The 18,113-nt window shown below is 67.1% G+C and carries 21 protein-coding genes; 16 read left to right on the forward strand and 5 right to left on the reverse strand.

Features of this window, described 5'->3' with window-relative positions; genetic code table 11:
- Positions 1-37 precede the first annotated feature (37 nt).
- The 10 genes from IF28_RS0104120 to IF28_RS0104165 all read left to right on the forward strand — a co-directional run bounded on the left by IF28_RS0104120 (position 38) and on the right by IF28_RS0104165 (position 6,990).
- Entirely contained in the window at positions 38-904 is an 867-nt protein-coding gene (locus IF28_RS0104120; RefSeq protein ID WP_030213998.1) for a hypothetical protein, read from the forward strand.
- Positions 905-925: 21 nt separating this feature from the next.
- The gene (locus IF28_RS39090; RefSeq protein WP_006378913.1) at positions 926-1,099 is read left to right on the forward strand and encodes a hypothetical protein; all 174 of its coding nucleotides are present in this window, start codon (positions 926-928) and stop codon (positions 1,097-1,099) included.
- Positions 1,050-1,460 (forward strand): hypothetical protein, encoded by a 411-nt coding sequence (locus IF28_RS36950; RefSeq protein WP_051713632.1) that lies wholly within the window; start codon positions 1,050-1,052, stop codon positions 1,458-1,460. The genes IF28_RS39090 and IF28_RS36950 overlap by 50 nt, the downstream gene beginning before the upstream one ends.
- Before the next feature lie 10 nt (positions 1,461-1,470).
- Entirely contained in the window at positions 1,471-2,583 is a 1,113-nt protein-coding gene (locus IF28_RS0104135; RefSeq protein ID WP_030214003.1) for a phosphoadenosine phosphosulfate reductase, read from the forward strand.
- A 134-nt stretch (positions 2,584-2,717) separates the two neighbouring features.
- Positions 2,718-2,912, forward strand: a complete 195-nt coding sequence (locus IF28_RS0104140; RefSeq protein WP_006379282.1) for a hypothetical protein — start codon at positions 2,718-2,720, stop codon at positions 2,910-2,912.
- 51 nt (positions 2,913-2,963) lie between these two features.
- The gene (locus IF28_RS0104145) at positions 2,964-3,290 is read left to right on the forward strand and encodes a hypothetical protein (RefSeq protein WP_030214006.1); all 327 of its coding nucleotides are present in this window, start codon (positions 2,964-2,966) and stop codon (positions 3,288-3,290) included.
- Positions 3,291-3,404: 114 nt separating this feature from the next.
- Positions 3,405-3,923, forward strand: a complete 519-nt coding sequence (locus IF28_RS0104150) for a hypothetical protein (protein WP_030214010.1) — start codon at positions 3,405-3,407, stop codon at positions 3,921-3,923.
- Between the two features lie 369 nt (positions 3,924-4,292).
- Positions 4,293-4,871, forward strand: coding sequence for a hypothetical protein (locus IF28_RS0104155; RefSeq protein ID WP_030214013.1), 579 nt, complete (start codon positions 4,293-4,295; stop codon positions 4,869-4,871).
- 4 nt (positions 4,872-4,875) lie between these two features.
- Entirely contained in the window at positions 4,876-5,670 is a 795-nt protein-coding gene (locus IF28_RS0104160) for a hypothetical protein (RefSeq protein ID WP_158713654.1), read from the forward strand.
- Between the two features lie 129 nt (positions 5,671-5,799).
- A complete protein-coding gene (locus IF28_RS0104165) occupies positions 5,800-6,990 on the forward strand; it encodes a cytochrome P450 family protein (RefSeq protein ID WP_030214019.1) in 1,191 nt (396 codons plus the stop codon).
- Positions 6,991-7,041: 51 nt separating this feature from the next.
- On the opposite strand, the gene IF28_RS0104170 is transcribed toward IF28_RS0104165, so the two are convergent.
- Positions 7,042-7,731, reverse strand: a complete 690-nt coding sequence (locus tag IF28_RS0104170; RefSeq protein ID WP_234324918.1) for a hypothetical protein — start codon at positions 7,729-7,731, stop codon at positions 7,042-7,044.
- Positions 7,732-7,806: 75 nt separating this feature from the next.
- Positions 7,807-8,268, reverse strand: coding sequence for a hypothetical protein (locus tag IF28_RS0104175; RefSeq protein WP_030214026.1), 462 nt, complete (start codon positions 8,266-8,268; stop codon positions 7,807-7,809).
- Between the two features lie 808 nt (positions 8,269-9,076).
- On the opposite strand from IF28_RS0104175, the gene IF28_RS0104180 reads away from it, so the two are divergent.
- Complete coding sequence (locus IF28_RS0104180; RefSeq protein ID WP_030214029.1) at positions 9,077-10,990, forward strand: helix-turn-helix domain-containing protein; 1,914 nt, start codon at positions 9,077-9,079, stop codon at positions 10,988-10,990.
- Between the two features lie 52 nt (positions 10,991-11,042).
- On the opposite strand, the gene IF28_RS39730 is transcribed toward IF28_RS0104180, so the two are convergent.
- Both IF28_RS39730 and IF28_RS39735 read right to left on the reverse strand, forming a co-directional pair.
- Entirely contained in the window at positions 11,043-11,204 is a 162-nt protein-coding gene (locus tag IF28_RS39730) for a hypothetical protein (protein WP_234324920.1), read from the reverse strand.
- Positions 11,205-11,415: 211 nt separating this feature from the next.
- Positions 11,416-12,033: a hypothetical protein gene (locus IF28_RS39735; protein WP_234324922.1), complete on the reverse strand. Its 618-nt coding sequence runs from the start codon at positions 12,031-12,033 to the stop codon at positions 11,416-11,418.
- 503 nt (positions 12,034-12,536) lie between these two features.
- Here IF28_RS39735 and IF28_RS0104190 point away from each other — a divergent pair.
- Together IF28_RS0104190 and IF28_RS0104195 are read left to right on the forward strand one after the other, a co-directional pair.
- Positions 12,537-13,055 (forward strand): hypothetical protein, encoded by a 519-nt coding sequence (locus IF28_RS0104190; RefSeq protein WP_006378675.1) that lies wholly within the window; start codon positions 12,537-12,539, stop codon positions 13,053-13,055.
- A 205-nt stretch (positions 13,056-13,260) separates the two neighbouring features.
- A complete protein-coding gene (locus IF28_RS0104195; RefSeq protein WP_030214032.1) occupies positions 13,261-13,698 on the forward strand; it encodes a hypothetical protein in 438 nt (145 codons plus the stop codon).
- On the opposite strand, the gene IF28_RS0104200 is transcribed toward IF28_RS0104195, so the two are convergent.
- The gene (locus IF28_RS0104200; RefSeq protein WP_030214035.1) at positions 13,682-14,152 is read right to left on the reverse strand and encodes a LysM peptidoglycan-binding domain-containing protein; all 471 of its coding nucleotides are present in this window, start codon (positions 14,150-14,152) and stop codon (positions 13,682-13,684) included. The genes IF28_RS0104195 and IF28_RS0104200 overlap by 17 nt on opposite strands.
- Positions 14,153-14,423: 271 nt before the next feature.
- Between IF28_RS0104200 and IF28_RS0104205 the strand changes: the two genes are divergently transcribed.
- From IF28_RS0104205 to IF28_RS0104215, 3 genes are all read left to right on the forward strand, one after another.
- Positions 14,424-15,350: a hypothetical protein gene (locus IF28_RS0104205; RefSeq protein ID WP_030214038.1), complete on the forward strand. Its 927-nt coding sequence runs from the start codon at positions 14,424-14,426 to the stop codon at positions 15,348-15,350.
- A 107-nt stretch (positions 15,351-15,457) separates the two neighbouring features.
- On the forward strand, positions 15,458-16,504 hold the full coding sequence (locus IF28_RS0104210) for a hypothetical protein (protein WP_006378925.1): 1,047 nt from the start codon (positions 15,458-15,460) through the stop codon (positions 16,502-16,504).
- Between the two features lie 336 nt (positions 16,505-16,840).
- Positions 16,841-18,082 (forward strand): AAA family ATPase, encoded by a 1,242-nt coding sequence (locus tag IF28_RS0104215; protein WP_006378909.1) that lies wholly within the window; start codon positions 16,841-16,843, stop codon positions 18,080-18,082.
- Positions 18,083-18,113 lie beyond the last annotated feature (31 nt).

Below are 18,113 nucleotides of genomic sequence, written 5' to 3' on the forward strand. Positions count from 1 at the left end.
TTGACGATCTCCGCTCGCCTTGGGGGGAAGTGGTCTGATGAGCAGCAAGACGACGGCCGCCCTCTTCGGGGCGGCCCCCCGCCCCCGGCTGGCGCTGGTCGCTGGCCCCCGGGTCATGGTCGGCTCGCAGGGCCCGGATAGCGACGCCGCGCGGACCATGGCCGATCTCGGCTGGTGTGCCGCGTTCGTGGACACGGTGCGGCTGGCTGTCACCGGTGGCCTGAAAGCCGACGCTTCCGGGTTCCGCGCGGCAGACGCGGACGGCCGTACAGGGCGGCGGGTCAAGGGTGAGCGGGTGCGGCTACTCGCCCGCTGCGGGTACCTCGCGCGTCACGCCTCGGGCCTGGTCGTGGCGACGGAGGACGGACACGAGGCGCTCAGGCTCGCCGAGGCTGCCGGGCCGGGCGTGCTGCGCGATGAGGCCGACGTCATGGCGTCGGTTCGCAAGGCCCGCCGCGCCCGCCAGTGGGACAGCCACGCTGGCCAGGACGCGCACGCCTTGCCGGTGCTCCCCGGGGGCGGTGCGGAACGCCGCCGCCTGGCCGTCGCCCGCAAGGGCGCGGAGCGGGCGGCCGTCGAGGCGGAGAAGACCCGCAAGCGCATCGAGGCCCTGATGCGGCGGGCGCGGATCCGGGACCGCCGGGAGGCCCGCCGCGAGGCAGCACGGGAGGCCGAGCGCACCGCGCCGCGCCGGTGCTGCCGGGGGGTGTGGCCGCTGGACTGGCGGTGCGGGGAGTGCCGGGAACTGGCAGCGCGGGGCATCGAGGACTTCCCCGCCCTCCCTCCGGGCGACAGCGACAGCGACAGCAGGACACAGCAGGACCACGACAACGACACGGATGGACGCACGGACATGGCGGGTAAGCGGTGTATCACGGTGAAGCGGATCACGGGGTTTCTGTAGCACGCGACCACGCGCGCGCAGGTGTACACGATCGTGAAGGAGGACGGCCGCGAGTGGCCGTGGATCGTGGTGTCCCCCGACGGTGAACGCATCGCCCACCCGTCCGTGATCAACGACGAGCCGTTTATCGACGACATCCGCGACATTGTCAGGGCGCACGCCGACGGCAAGCCCGTTCCCTGTCTCCCCCGCTGACTCCGAGCCGGCCGCCGATGCCGTCGCTACCCCCGAGGAGGCAATCGGCGAGAGCGCCGAGAGCAGCGACGCGGACGAGGCCGCTCTGGTCACCGCCGACCTCAACAGCCTCCCCACCGGGCGCCTCGCTGCCCGCGAAGACACCACGTACATCTTCGCCGACATGCACGAGCTGCTCGCCTGGCTGCGTGCACTCGGCGGCCACGTCACCCACCAGGCGGCTGGCGACGGCGTCACCCTCTGGACCCTTCACACCCACACCGAGCCCCGCCGGGACGGCTCCCGGACCCCGGTCCTGGTGCACGCACTCGCCATGACGACCGAGCTGGTCCCCGCCGCCATCACCGACCCTGACGCCTGAAGGGCCCACCGTGAGCACCCTGTTCGACATCGAGCCCACCGCGCTGGTCGTGCCCGACAACACAGTCACTCGTGACCAGTTGCCGAATTTGGCGGACTACGACCTGATCGTTGGGAATCTGTCCGGCGGCAAGGACAGCTGGCTGATGCAGAGCGTTCTGATGGACGCTGCCCGTGCGGCTGGTGTCGCCGACCGCGTGTGGACGTTCCACGCCACCCTGGGCCCGCTGGAATGGCCCGGCGTCGAGTACGGCGGCCAGTACTACCCGAGCGTGTCCGAGCTCGCTGCCCAGCAGAGCGCCGCATCAGGTGTGCCAGCCGAGCGGCACATCGAGGCCACCAAGCTCACTCTGGACGACGATCCGGAGCCGTACGACCTGCTGACGTACATCGCCGCGTACGGCTGTTTTCCCCGGTTGGGCACCAGGTACTGCACGAAGGCCTTCAAGGAGCAGGTCGAGGATGCCTCGTTCACCCCGATCATCAACGGCTTGAAGGTGAAGCTGGGTCTGGCGACCAAGCCCAACGCGGTCAAGTTGACCCGGCGCGTTCGCCGCCTGAAGTCGCTCGGACTCCGCAGCGACGAATCTCGCGACCGCGCCGCCCGCCCCGCCTACCGAAACGTCATGACCAACGGCGTCCGCCACCTGGACGAGTGGTGCCCGGCCAAGGACTGGACCACGCAGCAGGTCAAGGACTTCCACGCGGAGACCGGCTTCCCGCACCACTGGACGTACGACTCCCACCCCGGCGCAGGCGACTGGGCAGGTACCTCCCGCTGCTCCTGCTCCTTCTGCATCCTCGGCTCCAAGCGGGACCTGCTGATCTCCGTACAGCGCCGCCCGCGCCTCGCCGAGCTGATCGCCCACGTGGAGACCGTCCGCGGCGACACCTTCCGCCCCGACATCTCCATGCACGAACTCCTCGCCCTGTCCCGCCAGCCTGGCGCGCCCAAGGGCGGCGTGGTCATCCCCGACGAGACCCCCGAGTTCCAGGCCATGAAGGCGTCCGTCATGGACGCCCTTTCCAAGCCGCCCCGCAAGGAAACCAGGCTGGCTGGCCGCCCCCGGACCTCGCTGCCCCTGCTCACCGACACCTGCGCCAGCTGCAACAGGTGCGCCTGACACCAGAACGGACCTCGCTATGACCACCATGACCATCGCGCCCGCCGCCTGACCCGCAACGCAGACCAACCGCCCCCAGCAGCACCGGAGCACCACTCGGACCCAGCACCACACCCGCAGGACGGAGAACCGCCGTGACCGCCACCAGCTGCGAGGTAGCCGAGGAGCAGACCGAGGCGGCCGGCGAGTCCCGTGCGGGCAGCGACGCCGACGAGGTCATAACGGAGGTGGACGACGAGGCGGCGGCGGACATCGTCATTCGCCCCAGCCGCGCCCAGGGAACCAGCGTTGAAGGTGACACCCACCCGGCGGCGTGCGGGAGATCTTGAAGCGGAACCGGTACGGGCGCCATTGTCCGCGACGACGGTTCAACCTCTCTGATGAACGGCACCCGACTGACCACCCGGGTCGAGCACCCGACGCCCCACCTGCTGGAGTGCGGGCACCCGCCCATGCCGAGCGACGGCCCCGGTACCGGCTACGCCCGGGACCCGAAGACCGACGAACGGCGCTGCTCCCCCTGCGCGGACGCCTGGCAGCGGGAGCAGATGAAGACGGCCGACGTATGGATCGGCTACACCGGCGAAGACCGTAAGCGGTTCGCCACCTGGTCCGGCGGAGTGCTGGGCAAGGTCACCAGCTACGTGACCGAGGAACGAGTCCGGAGCACGCCCAGCGGCGGCCAGTACCGGATGCGCGGCACGTGACGGTACAGCCATGGATGCAATCACAAGCTCAATTGAGGGGGAAGTTCAATGACCCGTGCCCAACTACCGTACGGGTGGGACGGAAAGAAGCCGATCACTCGGGCCGACCGCGGGATGAGCATCAAGGTCGAGGGCCAGGAGCTGGTCTACCGATGCGACGCGTCCGGCCACATGCCCGAGCGGAACACCCGGTACCTGATCCTCAACGAGCGCCCGACGATGCCGCGTGGTGAGGCCCGTCTCGTGGACGACAACGGTCAGACATGGTGGACCGGGGCCGCATACGTGAACCTCAAGGGCACGTTCGGCGACGGTGAAGACCGCATGCTCGCCTGGAAGTTGGGCGAGGCCGACGCGCGGGATGGGTATCCCAGCTACCACATGCAGCAGCAGCGCCGTCCTGTCGGCTCGCACGGCGAGTGGGAGAACTATAAATCCTCGTTCTCGATTCGGGCGACCGGGTGGACCGGACAGCCGCACGCGTTCAAGTCGGAGGCACTGGCGTTCCTGCGCTGGCTGCCGGAGGAACAGCCAGCCTACGAGTGGCGCGGCCGGGTCTTCCAATGGGTGAACGGCTATGCCGGCCGACCGCACACCGTCTACCCGGACGGCAAGGTTGTGCCCGACAACTGATCACGTGCCGCTGTGGATTTTCATGCTCCAGCAGTACGTGCCCCCGGCTGGTGACGAACCGGCCGCATGGGTCGACACAGCGACCCGATACGTGCAACTGAAACCGCGCGGGGCGGCGCGGAATCCGATCCGGTCGCGGCTTGCTGCGTGCGCCACATGAGTGCACGCATGCGTAAGGGCAAGCCCCAATACCGCGTGAAAGACCGCGAGTTCAGAGGCGCACATTCCATCAGGCATTCGTGGTGTACACCGATGGCACCTGCACAGCAATCGATGTCTGAGTCTAACGGCAGCCCAGGAGGCAGCAGCAACGCCGCGCCCCGGGCTTCCGAATGTCAGCCGCAGTAGAAGTCCAGGAGGGGAAACCAGATGCCGCACGTCTACAAGAGGCCCGAAAAGCACTACGTCCAGCCCGGTGACACCGTCGTCGTCAAGCTCGGTGCGTCCGAATGCATGCAGAGTATGGGGCTGACCGGCAAGCTGATGCCGGTCTACATCCTGAGGGACGGATTCGGGCAACTCCGCGACCAGGAGACGGGCCACGACTACTCCATGCCGAACCCGCTCGGCTGGATGGAGTTCTACAAGGACGAGACCGGCTGGTACTCGTACGACGTCTACGAGATCGGTGTGAGCCACACCGTGACCCACGCGACCGGCCGCTTCTACGTCTACGTGGAAGGCAGGCAGCTATTCGGGGTCCAGTCTCCGCGTTTCGAGGAGATGCGCGACGCAGCCCGCGAAATGCACGGGCGGGATATCCCGAGCGCGGAGGTCCGCTTCGTGGAGAACAGCCGCTGTCTGCCCATCTGGTGGTCCCGCTCCGTTGTCGTGCCCCTCGACACCGAGGTCCGCGAGCGGGCTGGCCGCACCTACCGTGATACGTGGATCGACATTCCCGAGTACTTCAACCTGTTCGCCGGCCGGTACCATTTCCAGGAGGTCTGAGCCCATGCGGCCTGCTGCCGAAAAATACCAGAAGTACAGCCGCAACGACGGAATGCCGATCAACCTTCCGGACACAAAGCGAGTCGTCGAGTTCGTCGACCGGCTCGTGGAAACGGTCTGGACGCATGAGGAGCGCCTGGCCTTCGAGGCGAAGTACTACCACAGAGATACCAAGCAGGGGATCGTCGAGTTCTGGCAGGACCGGTGGTTGGAATACGCCCCGGAGATTGCCCGCCACGGCCGGTGCGTTACCTGGAAGCACCAGCGCGACGAGTGGACCCCATACCGAGTCGACGGTGTTCGCCTGGAGGACGGCGAGATCAAGGCCGTGATCCTCAAGGACCGCATGGGTTCGCGGTGGCAGGCGTGGCCTCGGGATCTGGAGCCCGCCCCCGAGCCGCACAAGCCGCTCGTCCCGGTCCGGATGACGACCGGCTACCGCACTGACCCCACGCCGAACCGGGTCAGCGTCGAGACCGCCGTGAAGGTGCTGCGCATGGCGGACCGCTACAGCAATGCGCCCCACGACCCGCACTGGACAGTCACACGCGAGACCTACGCCCACCACGTCAAGGTCGTGATCAAGAGCAACCGCAGCTTGCTGGTCGACAGCATCCGCGTCCCGCATGGGGTAGCGCTGCTGGCGGCCGACGGCCGGTTCCAGATCACCCACACCTGGGACGGCCACGCGACGCGACGATGGCACGCCCGCTTCTGTGACCAGTTCCTCGGAACGTACGCCACGGACGTCGAGGCCGCCGATCGGCTGCACACCTTCAACGTCAAGCGCATGGGCTGACCGACACCCCGATCCGCCAGCAGGACCAAAGGGAGCACACGTGCAGATCACAGTCCAGGCCCGTCGACGCCCCAAGTGCCGAGCCCGGAAACTGGCGTAGGAGAACGGCCCCCTAGCTAGGGTGGACACATGGATCTTGCGGACGATTTGATCACCCGCCCATACGACGTATACCAGGGGCTGCGGACCACCTCTCCGGTACACCGCATCACGGGAACGGATGGGCAACCTGCCTGGCTCGTCACTCGGTTCGACGACGTTCGCGCAGGCCTTGCCGATCCGCTGCTGTCGCTGGACAAGACGCATGCGCGTGAGGGCAATTACCGGGGGCTGTCCCTGCCTCCGGCTCTGGACGCCAACCTCCTGAATATGGATCCTCCCGACCACACCCGTCTGCGTCGCCTCGTCGGGAAGGCCTTCACCCAGCGCCGGGTCGAGCAGCTGCGCGCGCCGATCCGCGCCACCGCCGACCAACTCCTGGACGCTCTGGGCGCGGATGGCACCACAGACCTGATCACCGCCTTTGCGGCCCCGCTGCCGATCACCGTAATCTGCGATCTCCTCGGCGTCCCGGCAAGCCACCGCAGGGACTTCCGCTCCTGGACAACAGCGCTGATCGCCCCGGATCCGGCCCGCCCCCACGAAGCCAAGGAAGCCATCGTGGCCATGCTGGGCTTCTTCACAGAGCTCATGGCCCACAAGCGGCGCGAGCCGGCCGACGATCTCCTTTGCGACCTGATCGCCGTACGGGACACGGAGGGCGACCGGCTCACCGAGGACGAGCTGATGTCCTTGGCCTTCCTCATCCTCTTCGCTGGCTATGAGAACACCGTCCAGCTGATCGGCAACGGGATCCTGGCCCTGTTGCAGCATCCGGACCAGATGGTGCTGCTGAGGCAGGACCCGTCCCGGATTCCTGCCGCCGTCGAGGAGTTCGCCCGTTTCGAGGGCCCGGCCTTGCTTGCCATCCGGCGCTTCGCGATCGAGGACGTGACGATCGGCGGCATCCGGATTCCGGCGGGCGAGACGGTACTGCTGTCCCTGTCCGCCGCCAACCGCGACCCGGATCGCTTCCCGGACCCGGACCGCCTGGACCTCGGCCGCGATGCCGGCGGCCACCTGGCGCTCGGCCACGGCATCCACTACTGCCTGGGCGCACCCTTGGCACGAGCCGAGACTGAGATCGCCCTGGCCGCGCTCCTGGAGCGGTTCGCGGATCTTGAGCTCACCGGGAACGAACCGCGGTGGCGGCCTTCGCTGCGCGCCCGAGGACTCCTCGAACTGCCGGTGCGCTACGCAGCCACCGAGTCCTCGTCCTGACCGAGGCACTCGTCGACGACGCCGCTGCCCTGTCCGGCGTGGGCGGGGCAGCTAGTCTCCGGCCAGTGCCTTCTTGTCGCGCAGGCGCTCACGCAGGGCACCGACCATGGGGAGCGTCAGACCGCAGAAGAGGAACAGCACCGCCAGTCCGCTCAGCGTGGGGCTCACGACCTCCTCGGCCTTCAGCGGCCAGGGATTGTCGAGGGTGTAGAAGATGATGTACGAGCCCTTGGAGAACGCGTACGCCAGGCCGAGGGCCGCCGACACGGAGGACAAGGCGAAGCCGGCGCCGCTCCACGGTCTGATGCCCCAGTTGCGGCGTGCCGTCCTGCCGCACATGAATGCGAGTTCAGCGCAGGTGACCAGGACGTAGGAGAGGTAGATCAGCAGATACGCGGCGACCTTCGGGTCGTCGGCGTACTCGGTCGTGAACTCGACATCGGGCCGGTTCGTGGCCAGGAAGAGCGGCACCAGGATCATCAGTTCCACCGCGGCGGCGAAGCCGCGCTGGAACATCGCGGCCTTCAGGTACTCGGGCCGGTAGGCGAGGTCCACCATCGTGATCTGAAGGAAGGCACACCACAGGACCGCACAGATGTGAGCCACCAGCTTGCCGACGTTGTGCAGGCCCGTGATGTCCTGCAACGCATCGGCCACCGCGGGGACGGCGCACAGGACGCCCAGTGTGCACACCCCGAAGGCGAGGGCGATCGCCCAGGTGGACACCCGCGGATTGCCCACGGCCCTCCGTGTGCAGAGCGCTGTGACCACCAATCCGGCTGCGGTGCACGTCCCGAAGACTATGCCGTCGACCACTTACAAACCCTCCAGTGCATCTGCCGCATAGCGTGCGGCGTCGTCCATACTCCGGCGTCGTTGAGGCTTGTCGGGCGACTTGTCCGCCTCGTCGTCCGGCACCGGCTCTAGACCGAGATCATCCCGACGCTGTTCAAGGTCCGCGATGAGGTTCTGCACCTCGTCGGGCGGCATGCCGTTCAGCAGTGCGAGAACTCGACGTACCTGAGGATCCTCGAAGGCCTCCAGGGCCTTGAGATCGCCATAGGTGTTGTGCGGCAGAAGATGTGCGGGTGGGACGCCGCCGAGAGCTTCGCACAGTGCCAGGATGGTGCCCACCGTCGGGTTGTCCTGGGAACCCTTGGCCAATTTGGCGATGGCGGCGTGAGACACCGACGGGTGCTCGCCCGGCAGTGCGTCGACGGCGGCAGACAGCGTGCGCGACGAGAACGCGCGGCCTTTGGCATCGCGGCGGGCGGCCATCAACGCGCTAAGTCTCTCCGCCAGAGGGCGGCGGCCGCGCCTCAGCACAGGCAGGGATTGCCGGACAGGGCCTGGGAGCCGTCCTGCTGCAGGCTGTACACCACTATGTATCGGTCTCTCACTCAGGCGGGGTTCGGTGCTGTGTATTTTAGTTGACATAGCCGGGGGCGCAAGGCAGGATCACGATAGGGTGAATGAAACCCTGCGCAGCAGATTGATTACTGACCGTAACGACTGTAGTGCGGGAATGATCTCCTGGGTGCTGGGTCCCCAGTAGCCCGAAGAGTTGGACACGACGGCGGTGGATGCGGCGTTGGTGTTTGCCGAACTGCGGCTCACGCTCGCAGTTCGGGCGCTGCACCGGCAGGGGGAAGAGTTGAGGATGGAGCTGGCATCCAACAGCAGTGACCATGCTGGCCGGGATGTGCGGGGAGAGTCAGCCATGGCGCGTGCTCTTCGTGAACGCCACTGCTCTCGACGGGGGAGGGTGAGCGCCGGGGGAGGGGCTCGTCCGTGCCCTCGCGTGACTCCCCGCCGGGCGCAACTGGCCCGCGCCCGCAGATGGCGCCGGGCCGAGCGCCTCGTGCATCCCGCGGTACCTCCCGCGGGACGCCGTCTCGAGCGGGCGGCACCTCCACGCCCCCGGCTTCTTCTCGCTGGCGCGCGGGTGGGTCAAAGCGCACCTCCAGGACCAGTAATGCGAATCGACGGAAGCGGAGCCATGAGGTCGTGATCACTGAGTGCCTGTGCCGGCCAGCCGGTACCGGAGGCACTTCACGACCTCGTCCCGACTCCCGAGGAGCGCACCATGCTGACTCTGGGCTCACTGCCCACTGACCGGCCGGAACTCGAACTGACATTCGTAGCAAGCGGTTCCCTGCGTGCCCAGACCGCGGAGATCACCGGCGTGGTGACGGTGACGCCGGAGCAGCTGCTGGAAGACGGTATCCCGTCGGCTCTGCCTGACGGCTCGCTCGTCTTGATCACCGGAATTTCTCCCTTCCGCCTGCGTGGCCGTATCACCACGGTTCTCGATCTGTTGCTGCAGCGGATGAGCCGGGACGGCGGCGCAGGTCTGGCCGTCAGTGCAGCTCCCGGGGCGCGCCAGCCGTTCCCCCCGGTCATCGTGGACCGGGCCAGTGGGCTGGGCATCGCCCTGCTGATCACGTCTGCTCCCACCGAGTGCTGGGAAGGCGTGCATGAGGAGATCCAGCAGTCCCGCCTGAGGTTCGCTGAGCGTCGTGCCGCCCAACTCAGCTCCCTGGTACAGGAGTTGCCGGCCCAGCTGGCCGATTCCAGGGCCATGCAGCGCATCGCGGACTGGCTCGCCCGGGTCCTCGACTGCCAGGTTCTGGTCAGCGAACCGGAGCGGGTCCTCGCCGCCTCACCGGCCACGGCAGCAGAGCAGCTGGCTCAGGCCATCATCCGGCAGTCCGTCGACGGAGTTCTCCCCGAGACGCTCTCCGGACCCCACACCCAGCTCATCTCGCTCGCCCCGGCCTCGGCCGCGGACACCGTACTCGCGGTGGCCCGCAGAACCCCATTCGACGAGGCGGATCTGCGGTTGCTGCGTCATGCGGCGAAACTCCTGGGCCTCGTGGACCAGGCGCACCGCGAATACCGGGCAGCCTCCGGTGCCTCCCAAGCGGCGCGCAGCGCAGCGTTCGAGCTTCTTCTAGACGGCGAGGTTGAAAAGGCGCGGCGTGTCATGGCCAATTTGGCGCCCGGACTTCTGGAAACGGAAACCGCCCGCGTCTTCGTTGTGGAGACCCAGCCGTCACGCCGGGAGCTGACTGTCCGCCGCTGCAGGACATCTGTCGGCCAGCATGCCCTCGTCGTGCCTGCCCCGAGAGACGACCGGCGGATACTGATCGTGCAGCCGATCCGCCCCGACGAGGATTCCGGGGAGGATGTCTCCGCCGAACTCACCCGCCTGGTGGGCGCATTGGGGCCGCCGTCGTCTCTGGGGGGCAGCGGGGTCTACTCCATGGCCCTGCTCGCCGACGCACTTCACGAGGCCATCACCGCCCAGAGGTTTGCCGCCTTCCAGCCTGACTCCGTGGCCCTCTCCGTGCACGGCTCCGACCTCGTCAGTCTCCTGCCGCAGGCGGAAGCGCAACACTGGGCCCGCCGCCTGCTGCACCCGCTGATGCGCGACGAGACGCAGTGGGAGTCCATGCGCGAAACCCTTCCGGCCGCCCTCGCCTACCCATACACGGTGGCCGCCCGCCGGCTGCGCCTGCACCGCAACACGGTCATGCGCCGCGCCTCACGAGCCGCCGAACTCCTACGCATGGACTTCACGTCCATAAGCGACCGCATAGCCGTCGCCCTGGCCATGGAACTGGTCACGCAACGAGAGGGTTCCGCCTCTCCGCGGCTGGCCGGTGCGGAACCGCCCTCCTTGGCGCGGCTGTTGGACACTCCCCAGGTGCACGCCTGGGCACAGACCTTGGTCAGACCGGTCCAGGCAGACCGGCGTGACCTCCAGTCCACGGCGCTCGCCTGGCTCACCTTCGACACGCACGTCGAGCCGGCAGCCCGCGCGCTCGGTCTCTCCGAGGTCACAGTGCGTTCCCATCTGCGGGCCGTGGAGAACCACATGCAGCGCGATCTCGCCACCCTCGCGGGCGTACGCGATCTGCAGTTCTCACTTCATGTCGTCACGGGCCAGCCTGATCTGCCCTCAGATCAGCAAGGACTGTCTGTCGTTGCCTGCTGAGCGCCTCGGCGTCACAGAACTCGGCGTGAGAGAGACCCCTGCTTTTTCTTCCTCATGTGGCCGGCCTTCGCAGCGCGTCGAGGGGCGGCACGTCCTCGACGGCCATGTCCGCACGCACCCGCACAAAGCGCACAGGGTGGCGCAGACGGCCGCGGGCGTCCCGGGAGACATCCACGCTGATCTCGACGACGGTCTCCGGAACGACCAGAGACACCTGCAGTTTCTCCCGTGATCCCCAGCCGGCGGAGAAAGACCACCCGGCCCACGGGTGATCCGCTACCGGGCGCAAGAGACCCCCCATGATCTGAGCCTGAACTCCCGGCAAGGCGCTCGTGCTCCCGCATACTGCAGTCGTCCGTCGAAGTCGTGCCGGCCGAGCAGCAGTGTCCGGGGACGGTGGGGCGCCCCGGTGACCGCACCGACGATCATCTCCAGGGTGTCGCGCACCCACTGGTGGACTTCCGCCAGGAGCGTTCTCCTGGCCGATAGCTTTCGCCGCCGTCCTTGAACACGCAGCCTTCCACGCCGGCCACGGACCAGGCCAGCCACCCTCGGGCCACTTCGGCATCGTTTGTTGACGGGCACAACGTCCACGGCGCAGCCAGCCCCTCCCGCTGGAACAGGGTTTCGAGTGCCCGCCGTCTCTCGACGTATGAGCGTTCGCGCAGGCTCTGGCCCTCGACGTGGAGCAGGTCGAACACGACGTAGTGGGCCGGCTGGGCAGCCGCGGCCTGCTGAGCGACGGCACCCCGGCGGTGCAACCGCTGCGTGAGCCGCCCGAACGCGAGCCTGTTCTCCTCCCACACGACCAATTCGCCGTCGAAGACGACGGAAAAGGGCAACCACCGAAGGGCTGAGGTGATCTCCGGAAAGGCCGCGGATAGATGACTGCCCGTGCGCGAGCGCAGCACCGTAGGACCGGTAGCATCGTGTGCCGCGAACGCCCGGAAGCCATCCCATTTCGGTTCGGCAAACCAGTTCAAGAGAAGTGCAAACGTCTCGACGGGATTCGCCAGCATTGGCTCGGAGGGAAGGTCGATCACATCGGAGGGCTACCACAAACGCCTCGCGGGACGAAGGAAGACACGAGGAAAAACGGCTCGTCAGTATGGGGTTAGATCACCTTCCACGCCACCGCAAGAGACCACCGGGAAATGTCTCCTTATCGACCAACCTGCCGTTCGTGGCGTGGTGTTCAGGATGGGGCGGAAGTTTGCCAAGTGATAGACGAGCTACGCGTGGGGCCTGAAAGTGTGCAACCCCGACACCCCTGTCATGAGGAAGGTGCACTTCCGCGCCGGCGTGTAGCCGACTGGTGCAATACCGACAGGTGTCAACGGCCAGTTTGTGCACCGGCGAAATGGCATCGCCACGCGCATATGCCTAGCGTTGCCGATGCAAGCCCGGCCAACCATGAGGCGAGTGAGGCTCAAGCCGAAATTGCCCACGGGGAAGCCGACAAAGCCCGCGGCGGTGAACCGCTGCACGCACCAGGAGGCGGGCGCTGAAAGGTGGTTGGAGCCACCGCATATGAAGGAGCGCACCGATGATCCACCCCCACCCCGAAGCGTCCAACTCTGACGAGTTCAAAGGTTTCGATGAAGCCCGGCGCATCATGTGGTGCCATGAAGCTCGTGCCCGCGTGTACGAACGGTTCGAGCAGACGAGCTTCATCGGTGACACGAACGTTGCAGCGGTCCACGTCGACAACACCACCAGGGCAGACCGTGTGTTCCTCGTGGCTTTCGACAAGGCCGGCCAGCAGGTCGGCGTCGACACGCTCTACATCGACGAGCCGAATCAACACCTCGGCATCGCGCCCGAGTTCGACCACGATTTCACCGGCATGGACGTCGTTCCGGACTCTCAGCTTGACCAGTCCATCTCTCGCGAGAACGGCTGGGTCGTCAACCTGAAGGTACTGCGCGAGTACGACCCCTTGGCCGATCGCCGGGCCACGCAGCGTGCGGTGTTCCTGGCGCATCTGCAGGACATGATGAAGAACGGTGATGTCCGCGGATTCCTGTTTGGCCGGGGTGAGTCCGACGACACCGATGCGGCGTGAGAGACCACGACCTCGTACCTCAGACGACCCCCGCCGGCAGCCTGGCCGGCGGGGGTCGTCTGATCTCTGACGCTGTTACGAGTGCTGCGTTTCGCAACAGGAGAGGGGATCAGCACAGCTGATCCGGGTGTCGAACCCAGGCCGAGTGCTTTGCGGGGAGACATGCCGTGGACCGGCTAACGCCGGTCCCGGGTGACGCCTCGCGGTGAGCTCTACGAGGCCCACGCAGTTCGTCTTCGACACCGTCGACCAGAACCTTCCCCCCGACCTCGAGCAGCGACTGGGCGGCAGAGCCCAGGACCGAAGCATGACCGCCTCCGCCGATTCCGGGCTCCCGCTGGACGACGTCCTCGATCTGAGCACAGCGCTCGATCTCGGCGATGCGAAGATCGAGCTGCTCAGCGAGTACAAGCTCAAATACCCGCAGGACTACACGCCGGATGGCATCCGGTCCATGAACGACGAGGTCGAGCAGCTGCACCAGCTGCGCACGCGCCTGATGGACCTGCGGGCCCGCCGGGAAGCAGAGTCCTCCGCCCTGAGAAGACGACGATGCCCTGACCGCCTCGTGGCGGTCAGGGCATCGAATCAGGCTCGGTACGCGGCAGTGCCGCCCTGCCGGGTCGTCACACCGGCGGGATGAGCAGCGAGGCCCCCGCATAGATGAGATCCGGATTCTGGATCTTGTTCGTCTCGACCAGGATGCCGATCGGCATCCCCGTCGTCCCCGAGATCGCGGTGAGCGTATCGCCTGGCTTGATGGTGTACGGCTTCGCCTTCGGCGAGGGCTTCGCCTCGGCCGGGGCACCCGATCCGTTGGGCTTGTCCTCGTCGCCGCGACCCGGCGTCGGATCCTGACTCGCCCCGTTCTCGTCCTGCTTCCCCGTGCCGCCCTCGCTCGGCTGCTGGGCGCTGCCGCCTCCGGCGTTCTTCTCGCCGGGATTCACCGGTGCCTCGACCGGGGCGTGATTGCCCTGCAGTGCCTGGATGAAGCCGCCGTCGGACGTCGCGAGCTGCGTTAGGCCCCATCCGGCGAAGAGCGCCGCTCCGCCCACCATGACGCTGGCGGCGATGACGGGTCCATTGCCGAAGCCCATCGGGCCGGCGTGACTCCCGGCAGCTGCTCTCGTCTGCGCCGACGGCTTCGACGCCGTCCCCACTGGCCTCTGAATCGTAGCCGTCATCCCTGTCCCGACTCCTCTGCGAATAGCACGCACAATCATTCATGTCCGGCATTGGCATTCTACTCATAGTCGAACTGAAGTTGATAGAATAAGGGATTGGATGGCAGTCCGAATCCTGTCCGATAGCCCCCCAATGGACCCCTGAGTCACCGACCGCCAGACCGAACGAAGGAACCGCATCACCATGGCCAACTACTCCATCTCCGCCAGCCAGATCACCGAGGGCAAGAACGTCTTCATCCGCGGGAAGCTCGGCTTCGCCGTACTCGCCCGCCTCATCGAAGGCGCGGAGCTCGTTGCCAGCGACCAGCGCAAGACGACGAACGGGATGAGCCCCGTCGGCAAGCCGCACACCACCGCGACGATCATTCACGCCGAGGTTCAGTTCGCCGATCCGAACAACCCCACCCTCGAAGAGCAGTTCGTCTCCGAGCGCCGCTACGACTCCCCGAAGCGGCCCGAAACCGGACCCAACTACTCCATCGACTCCAAGGGCAGCACCCTGCCGGTCATCGCGATCCCTTCTCCGAAGGGCGACGGCACCTACGACCAGGACGAGTCCGGTCAGGAGCTCGCGCAGGGCCTCGACGTCACGCTCGTGCTGCGCACCTACAAGCCGAAGAACTTCAACAACCGAGGCCTGGCCCTCGAGCAGGTGATCGTCCACGAGGCGCCGCGCTACTACAAGGCCGGCGGCATCGACCAGGCTGAGCTGGCTGCGCGTGGCATCGTGCTCAACGGCACTCCGCGTCCCGTTCAGGCCACTCCTGCCAGCGCTGCCCCTGCCGCCGCCGTCCCGGTGGCGACCGAGGTCGAGGACGGCCTGTCCTTCCCGGCCCCCCAGCCGGCGTCCGCACCTGTGGCCGTGGCCGCGCAGGCTCCCGTTCAGGCTCAGGCCCCGGCGACCGCCGTGGCTGCGCCCGTCGCTGCGGCTCCTGCTCCGGCCGCGGCTCCTGCCCAGCAGGAGACCCTGGAGCAGAAGCTCGCGCGCCTTGAGGCCGAGAACGCCTCCCTCAAGGACGCCGGTTCGGCCGTGGGCTCGCCCGTGGCCACCGACCCCTGGAACGGCTCCGGCCTGGCCCAGCAGGCGGGGATCACCTACCAGGGCTGATCCACGCTGACCCTCGATGAGACCCCCGTACTCGCATCCGTGCGGTACGGGGGTCCTGTCTTTCTCTTCCCTTCCTGACGCCTCCGACCGAAAGCGTGCGTCCCACGATGACTCCAGCCGACCCCCATGCCTGGTTCCCGCAGTTCTACGGCAACCCCGCGATCCGCACTCTCGCCAGTGCCTGTCGGTGGACCATCTCCGGACAGATCGGGGAAGAGACCCCCGACAATCCCACCAAGCCGCCGAAGCGCAAGGCCCCGATCGACGTACGGCACCTGCTCGCCGGCTGCACGTCCAGCTGCAAGCACGCCAGCCCACTACGCGGAGCCTTCGCCCTGGACGAGACCTGCCTGCTCACCCTCGACGAACTCACCGCGGCGATACCGAACGCCGCGAACACCGCCTTCTACCTCCAGGCCCAGACTGACGGGCTGCTCGTCCTCGACATCGAGGCCGACTGCCCGCCAGGAGTGGCCACAGACCTGCTGCGGCTGCCGGGCATCCTCTACTCGGAGCTGTCGATGTCCGGCCAGGGCTTCCATCTCGTCATGCCGCTGCCGAAGAACTTCCACGACTTCCCTGTAGCCGCCGGCAAGCGCGTCCTGCGTGAGGAACACGGCTGGTACGAGCTGCTCCTGGACCACTGGTCGACCTTCACCCGCCAGCCGGTGCCCGATCGCATCGTCGCTCACGTCAACACAGCAACTAATGTGCCGGCCTTCGCCTCCATCGAGGACCTCTACGCGCAGCTGGCCGTGAACGCCAGCGAGAGCTCCGGTGCTTCAGCATCAGCTGTCGACACCACCGAGGACATGCCCGACATCCCGTACTCGCAGGCGATCGTCGAGCAGGCCCTGGCCAGTGCACGCCATCAGCTCCGGGATCCCGGCGACTTCAACCACGACATGTCCCGCTGGGAATTCTCGGTTCTCGCCTCGCTCTACGGCTGGATGCGGACGCAACTGCGCGCCTACAGCGCCCTCGGCGTCGAGTACTCGACGGGCGACACCGCGTGGTTGCTCTACAAGGCGGCGGTCGATGTCATCCCTGCGCGCCCCAAGCACCGCGAGCGACGCAACGGCCGGCCCTTCCTCCTCGACCGGGCGGCTGCGCTCGTGGCCGACCGCGAGGCCCGTTCCTCGTCGACCAACTGACGCTCTGTGCCTGTTCCTGCTGCTGCTTCTGCTCCTGGTTCATCTGCTGCCTCCGGCAACGGGGGTGGGGTGGGTGACGGGTGCTGCGGCGGGGCCGGGCACAGGTGGAGGACAGTGCTGGATCGCGCGGAGCGCGATCGGGTGGCGATGTGCAGCGGGGCTCCATCGCCACCAATGGCGGGAGTGCAGGTCTCCGCCAGGCTCCGACGGCGCGGCCCGCGCCACAGGACCTTCACGGCCTATGCAGCATCGGCGACGCCGAGAGCAGCAGCGCCGTCCTCCGACATCTCTTGGCTTTCTCTCTCTTCCTCGCCCACGCACAGAAAAGACGTCGACATGAAGTTCAACGACACCCTGACGACCCTCATCAAGCAGTCCCTTGAGGTCGGCGCGACGCCCGCTCTCATGGGCGAACCCGGCATCGGCAAGTCCAGCTTCGTCGAGGACCTGGCCTACTCCATGGGCACGCAGGCATTCACGCTGCCGTGCAACCAGCTCGCCGACAAAGCAGACCTCACCGGTGCGCGCCTGGTGCCGTACACCAAGGACGACGGCACGCAGAGCTACAAGCAGGTCTTTTACCCGCACCAGGTGATCCAGGAGTGCATCGACTACGCCGAGAAGAACCCGCGCGAGTGGCCGATCCTCTTCCTCGACGAGATCAACCGCACCACCTCCGACGTCACCTCCGGCGCGCTGACCCTGGTCACGCTGCGCCGCATGGGGTACGTCGACCTGCCCAAGAACGTCCGCATCGTCGTGGCCGGCAACGACAGGGGCAACGTCACCTCGCTCGACGAGGCAAGCCTGTCCCGCTTCGCGATCTTTCACGTCGAGCCCGACGCCGCCACCCTCATGTCCGTCCTCGGCGACAACATGAACCCCTGGGTGAAGACGGTGCTCACGCAAGCCCCCGGGCTCGTCTTCCAGAAGTCGACGCCCGAGGCCATCGTCGCCGACGGCCAGGACGACGACGACAACGGCAACGTCACGATGGCCGATCTGTTCGACGGCGGCGAGGAGATGAACCAGCTCACCACGCCGCGCACCATCGACAACCTGTCGAAGTGGCTCAACGCGGCCGACCCGCAGCAGCTGGCGCAGTATCTGGCCACCCCGATCCAGATCGGCGACCGCGAGACCTCGCTGCTGAACGAGGCCATCGAGGCCTACGTCGGGGACACCATGTTCACCACGCAGCTCGTGGCCACCATCGCCCAGGACTTGGCGAGCAACGTCGGCGGCGTGCAGCAGAACCGGGTGAACGTCCCGAAGCCGAACTGCTACCAGAGCTTGAAGGCCGCAGCGACCATGACCGACATGGCCGCGGTCATCGCGACGCTGACCGACAACGAGAAGTCCGGGTCGCTGCTGTACGCGCTCAAGGAGAGCAAGGACAACGCGCGCCTCATCGAGCAGCTGGCCCAGGCCATCACCCAGATCGAGCCGGAGCACACCCGCACGCTCATCGAGATGGTGACCAGCCAGCAGATCGACCGCCAGAACCTCGAGGCCTTCATGGAGATCGACGCTCCGATCGTCAACCAGGCCAAGCCGGTCCTCTCGGCCTTCCTCTGATCGCTCGCTCACCGGTGGTGGGGACTACTGC

This window comes from Streptomyces sp. NRRL WC-3626 (assembly GCF_000718785.1).
GTDB lineage: Bacteria > Actinomycetota > Actinomycetes > Streptomycetales > Streptomycetaceae > Streptomyces > Streptomyces edwardsiae.

Bases quoted from the DNA above. Each gene is read 5' to 3' on its own strand.
- IF28_RS0104120 (WP_030213998.1), top strand. From the start codon at position 38: ATGAGCAGCAAGACGACGGCCGCCCTCTTCGGGGCGGCCCCCCGCCCC.
- IF28_RS0104145 (WP_030214006.1), top strand. From the start codon at position 2,964: ATGAACGGCACCCGACTGACCACCCGGGTCGAGCACCCGACGCCCCAC.
- IF28_RS0104150 (WP_030214010.1), top strand. From the start codon at position 3,405: ATGAGCATCAAGGTCGAGGGCCAGGAGCTGGTCTACCGATGCGACGCG.
- IF28_RS0104155 (WP_030214013.1), top strand. From the start codon at position 4,293: ATGCCGCACGTCTACAAGAGGCCCGAAAAGCACTACGTCCAGCCCGGT.
- IF28_RS0104160 (WP_158713654.1), top strand. From the start codon at position 4,876: ATGCGGCCTGCTGCCGAAAAATACCAGAAGTACAGCCGCAACGACGGA.
- IF28_RS0104165 (WP_030214019.1), top strand. From the start codon at position 5,800: ATGGATCTTGCGGACGATTTGATCACCCGCCCATACGACGTATACCAG.
- IF28_RS0104175 (WP_030214026.1), bottom strand. From the start codon at position 8,268: ATGGCCGCCCGCCGCGATGCCAAAGGCCGCGCGTTCTCGTCGCGCACG.
- IF28_RS0104180 (WP_030214029.1), top strand. From the start codon at position 9,077: ATGCTGACTCTGGGCTCACTGCCCACTGACCGGCCGGAACTCGAACTG.
- IF28_RS0104190 (WP_006378675.1), top strand. From the start codon at position 12,537: ATGATCCACCCCCACCCCGAAGCGTCCAACTCTGACGAGTTCAAAGGT.
- IF28_RS0104200 (WP_030214035.1), bottom strand. From the start codon at position 14,152: ATGGGCTTCGGCAATGGACCCGTCATCGCCGCCAGCGTCATGGTGGGC.
- IF28_RS0104205 (WP_030214038.1), top strand. From the start codon at position 14,424: ATGGCCAACTACTCCATCTCCGCCAGCCAGATCACCGAGGGCAAGAAC.
- IF28_RS0104210 (WP_006378925.1), top strand. From the start codon at position 15,458: ATGACTCCAGCCGACCCCCATGCCTGGTTCCCGCAGTTCTACGGCAAC.
- IF28_RS0104215 (WP_006378909.1), top strand. From the start codon at position 16,841: ATGAAGTTCAACGACACCCTGACGACCCTCATCAAGCAGTCCCTTGAG.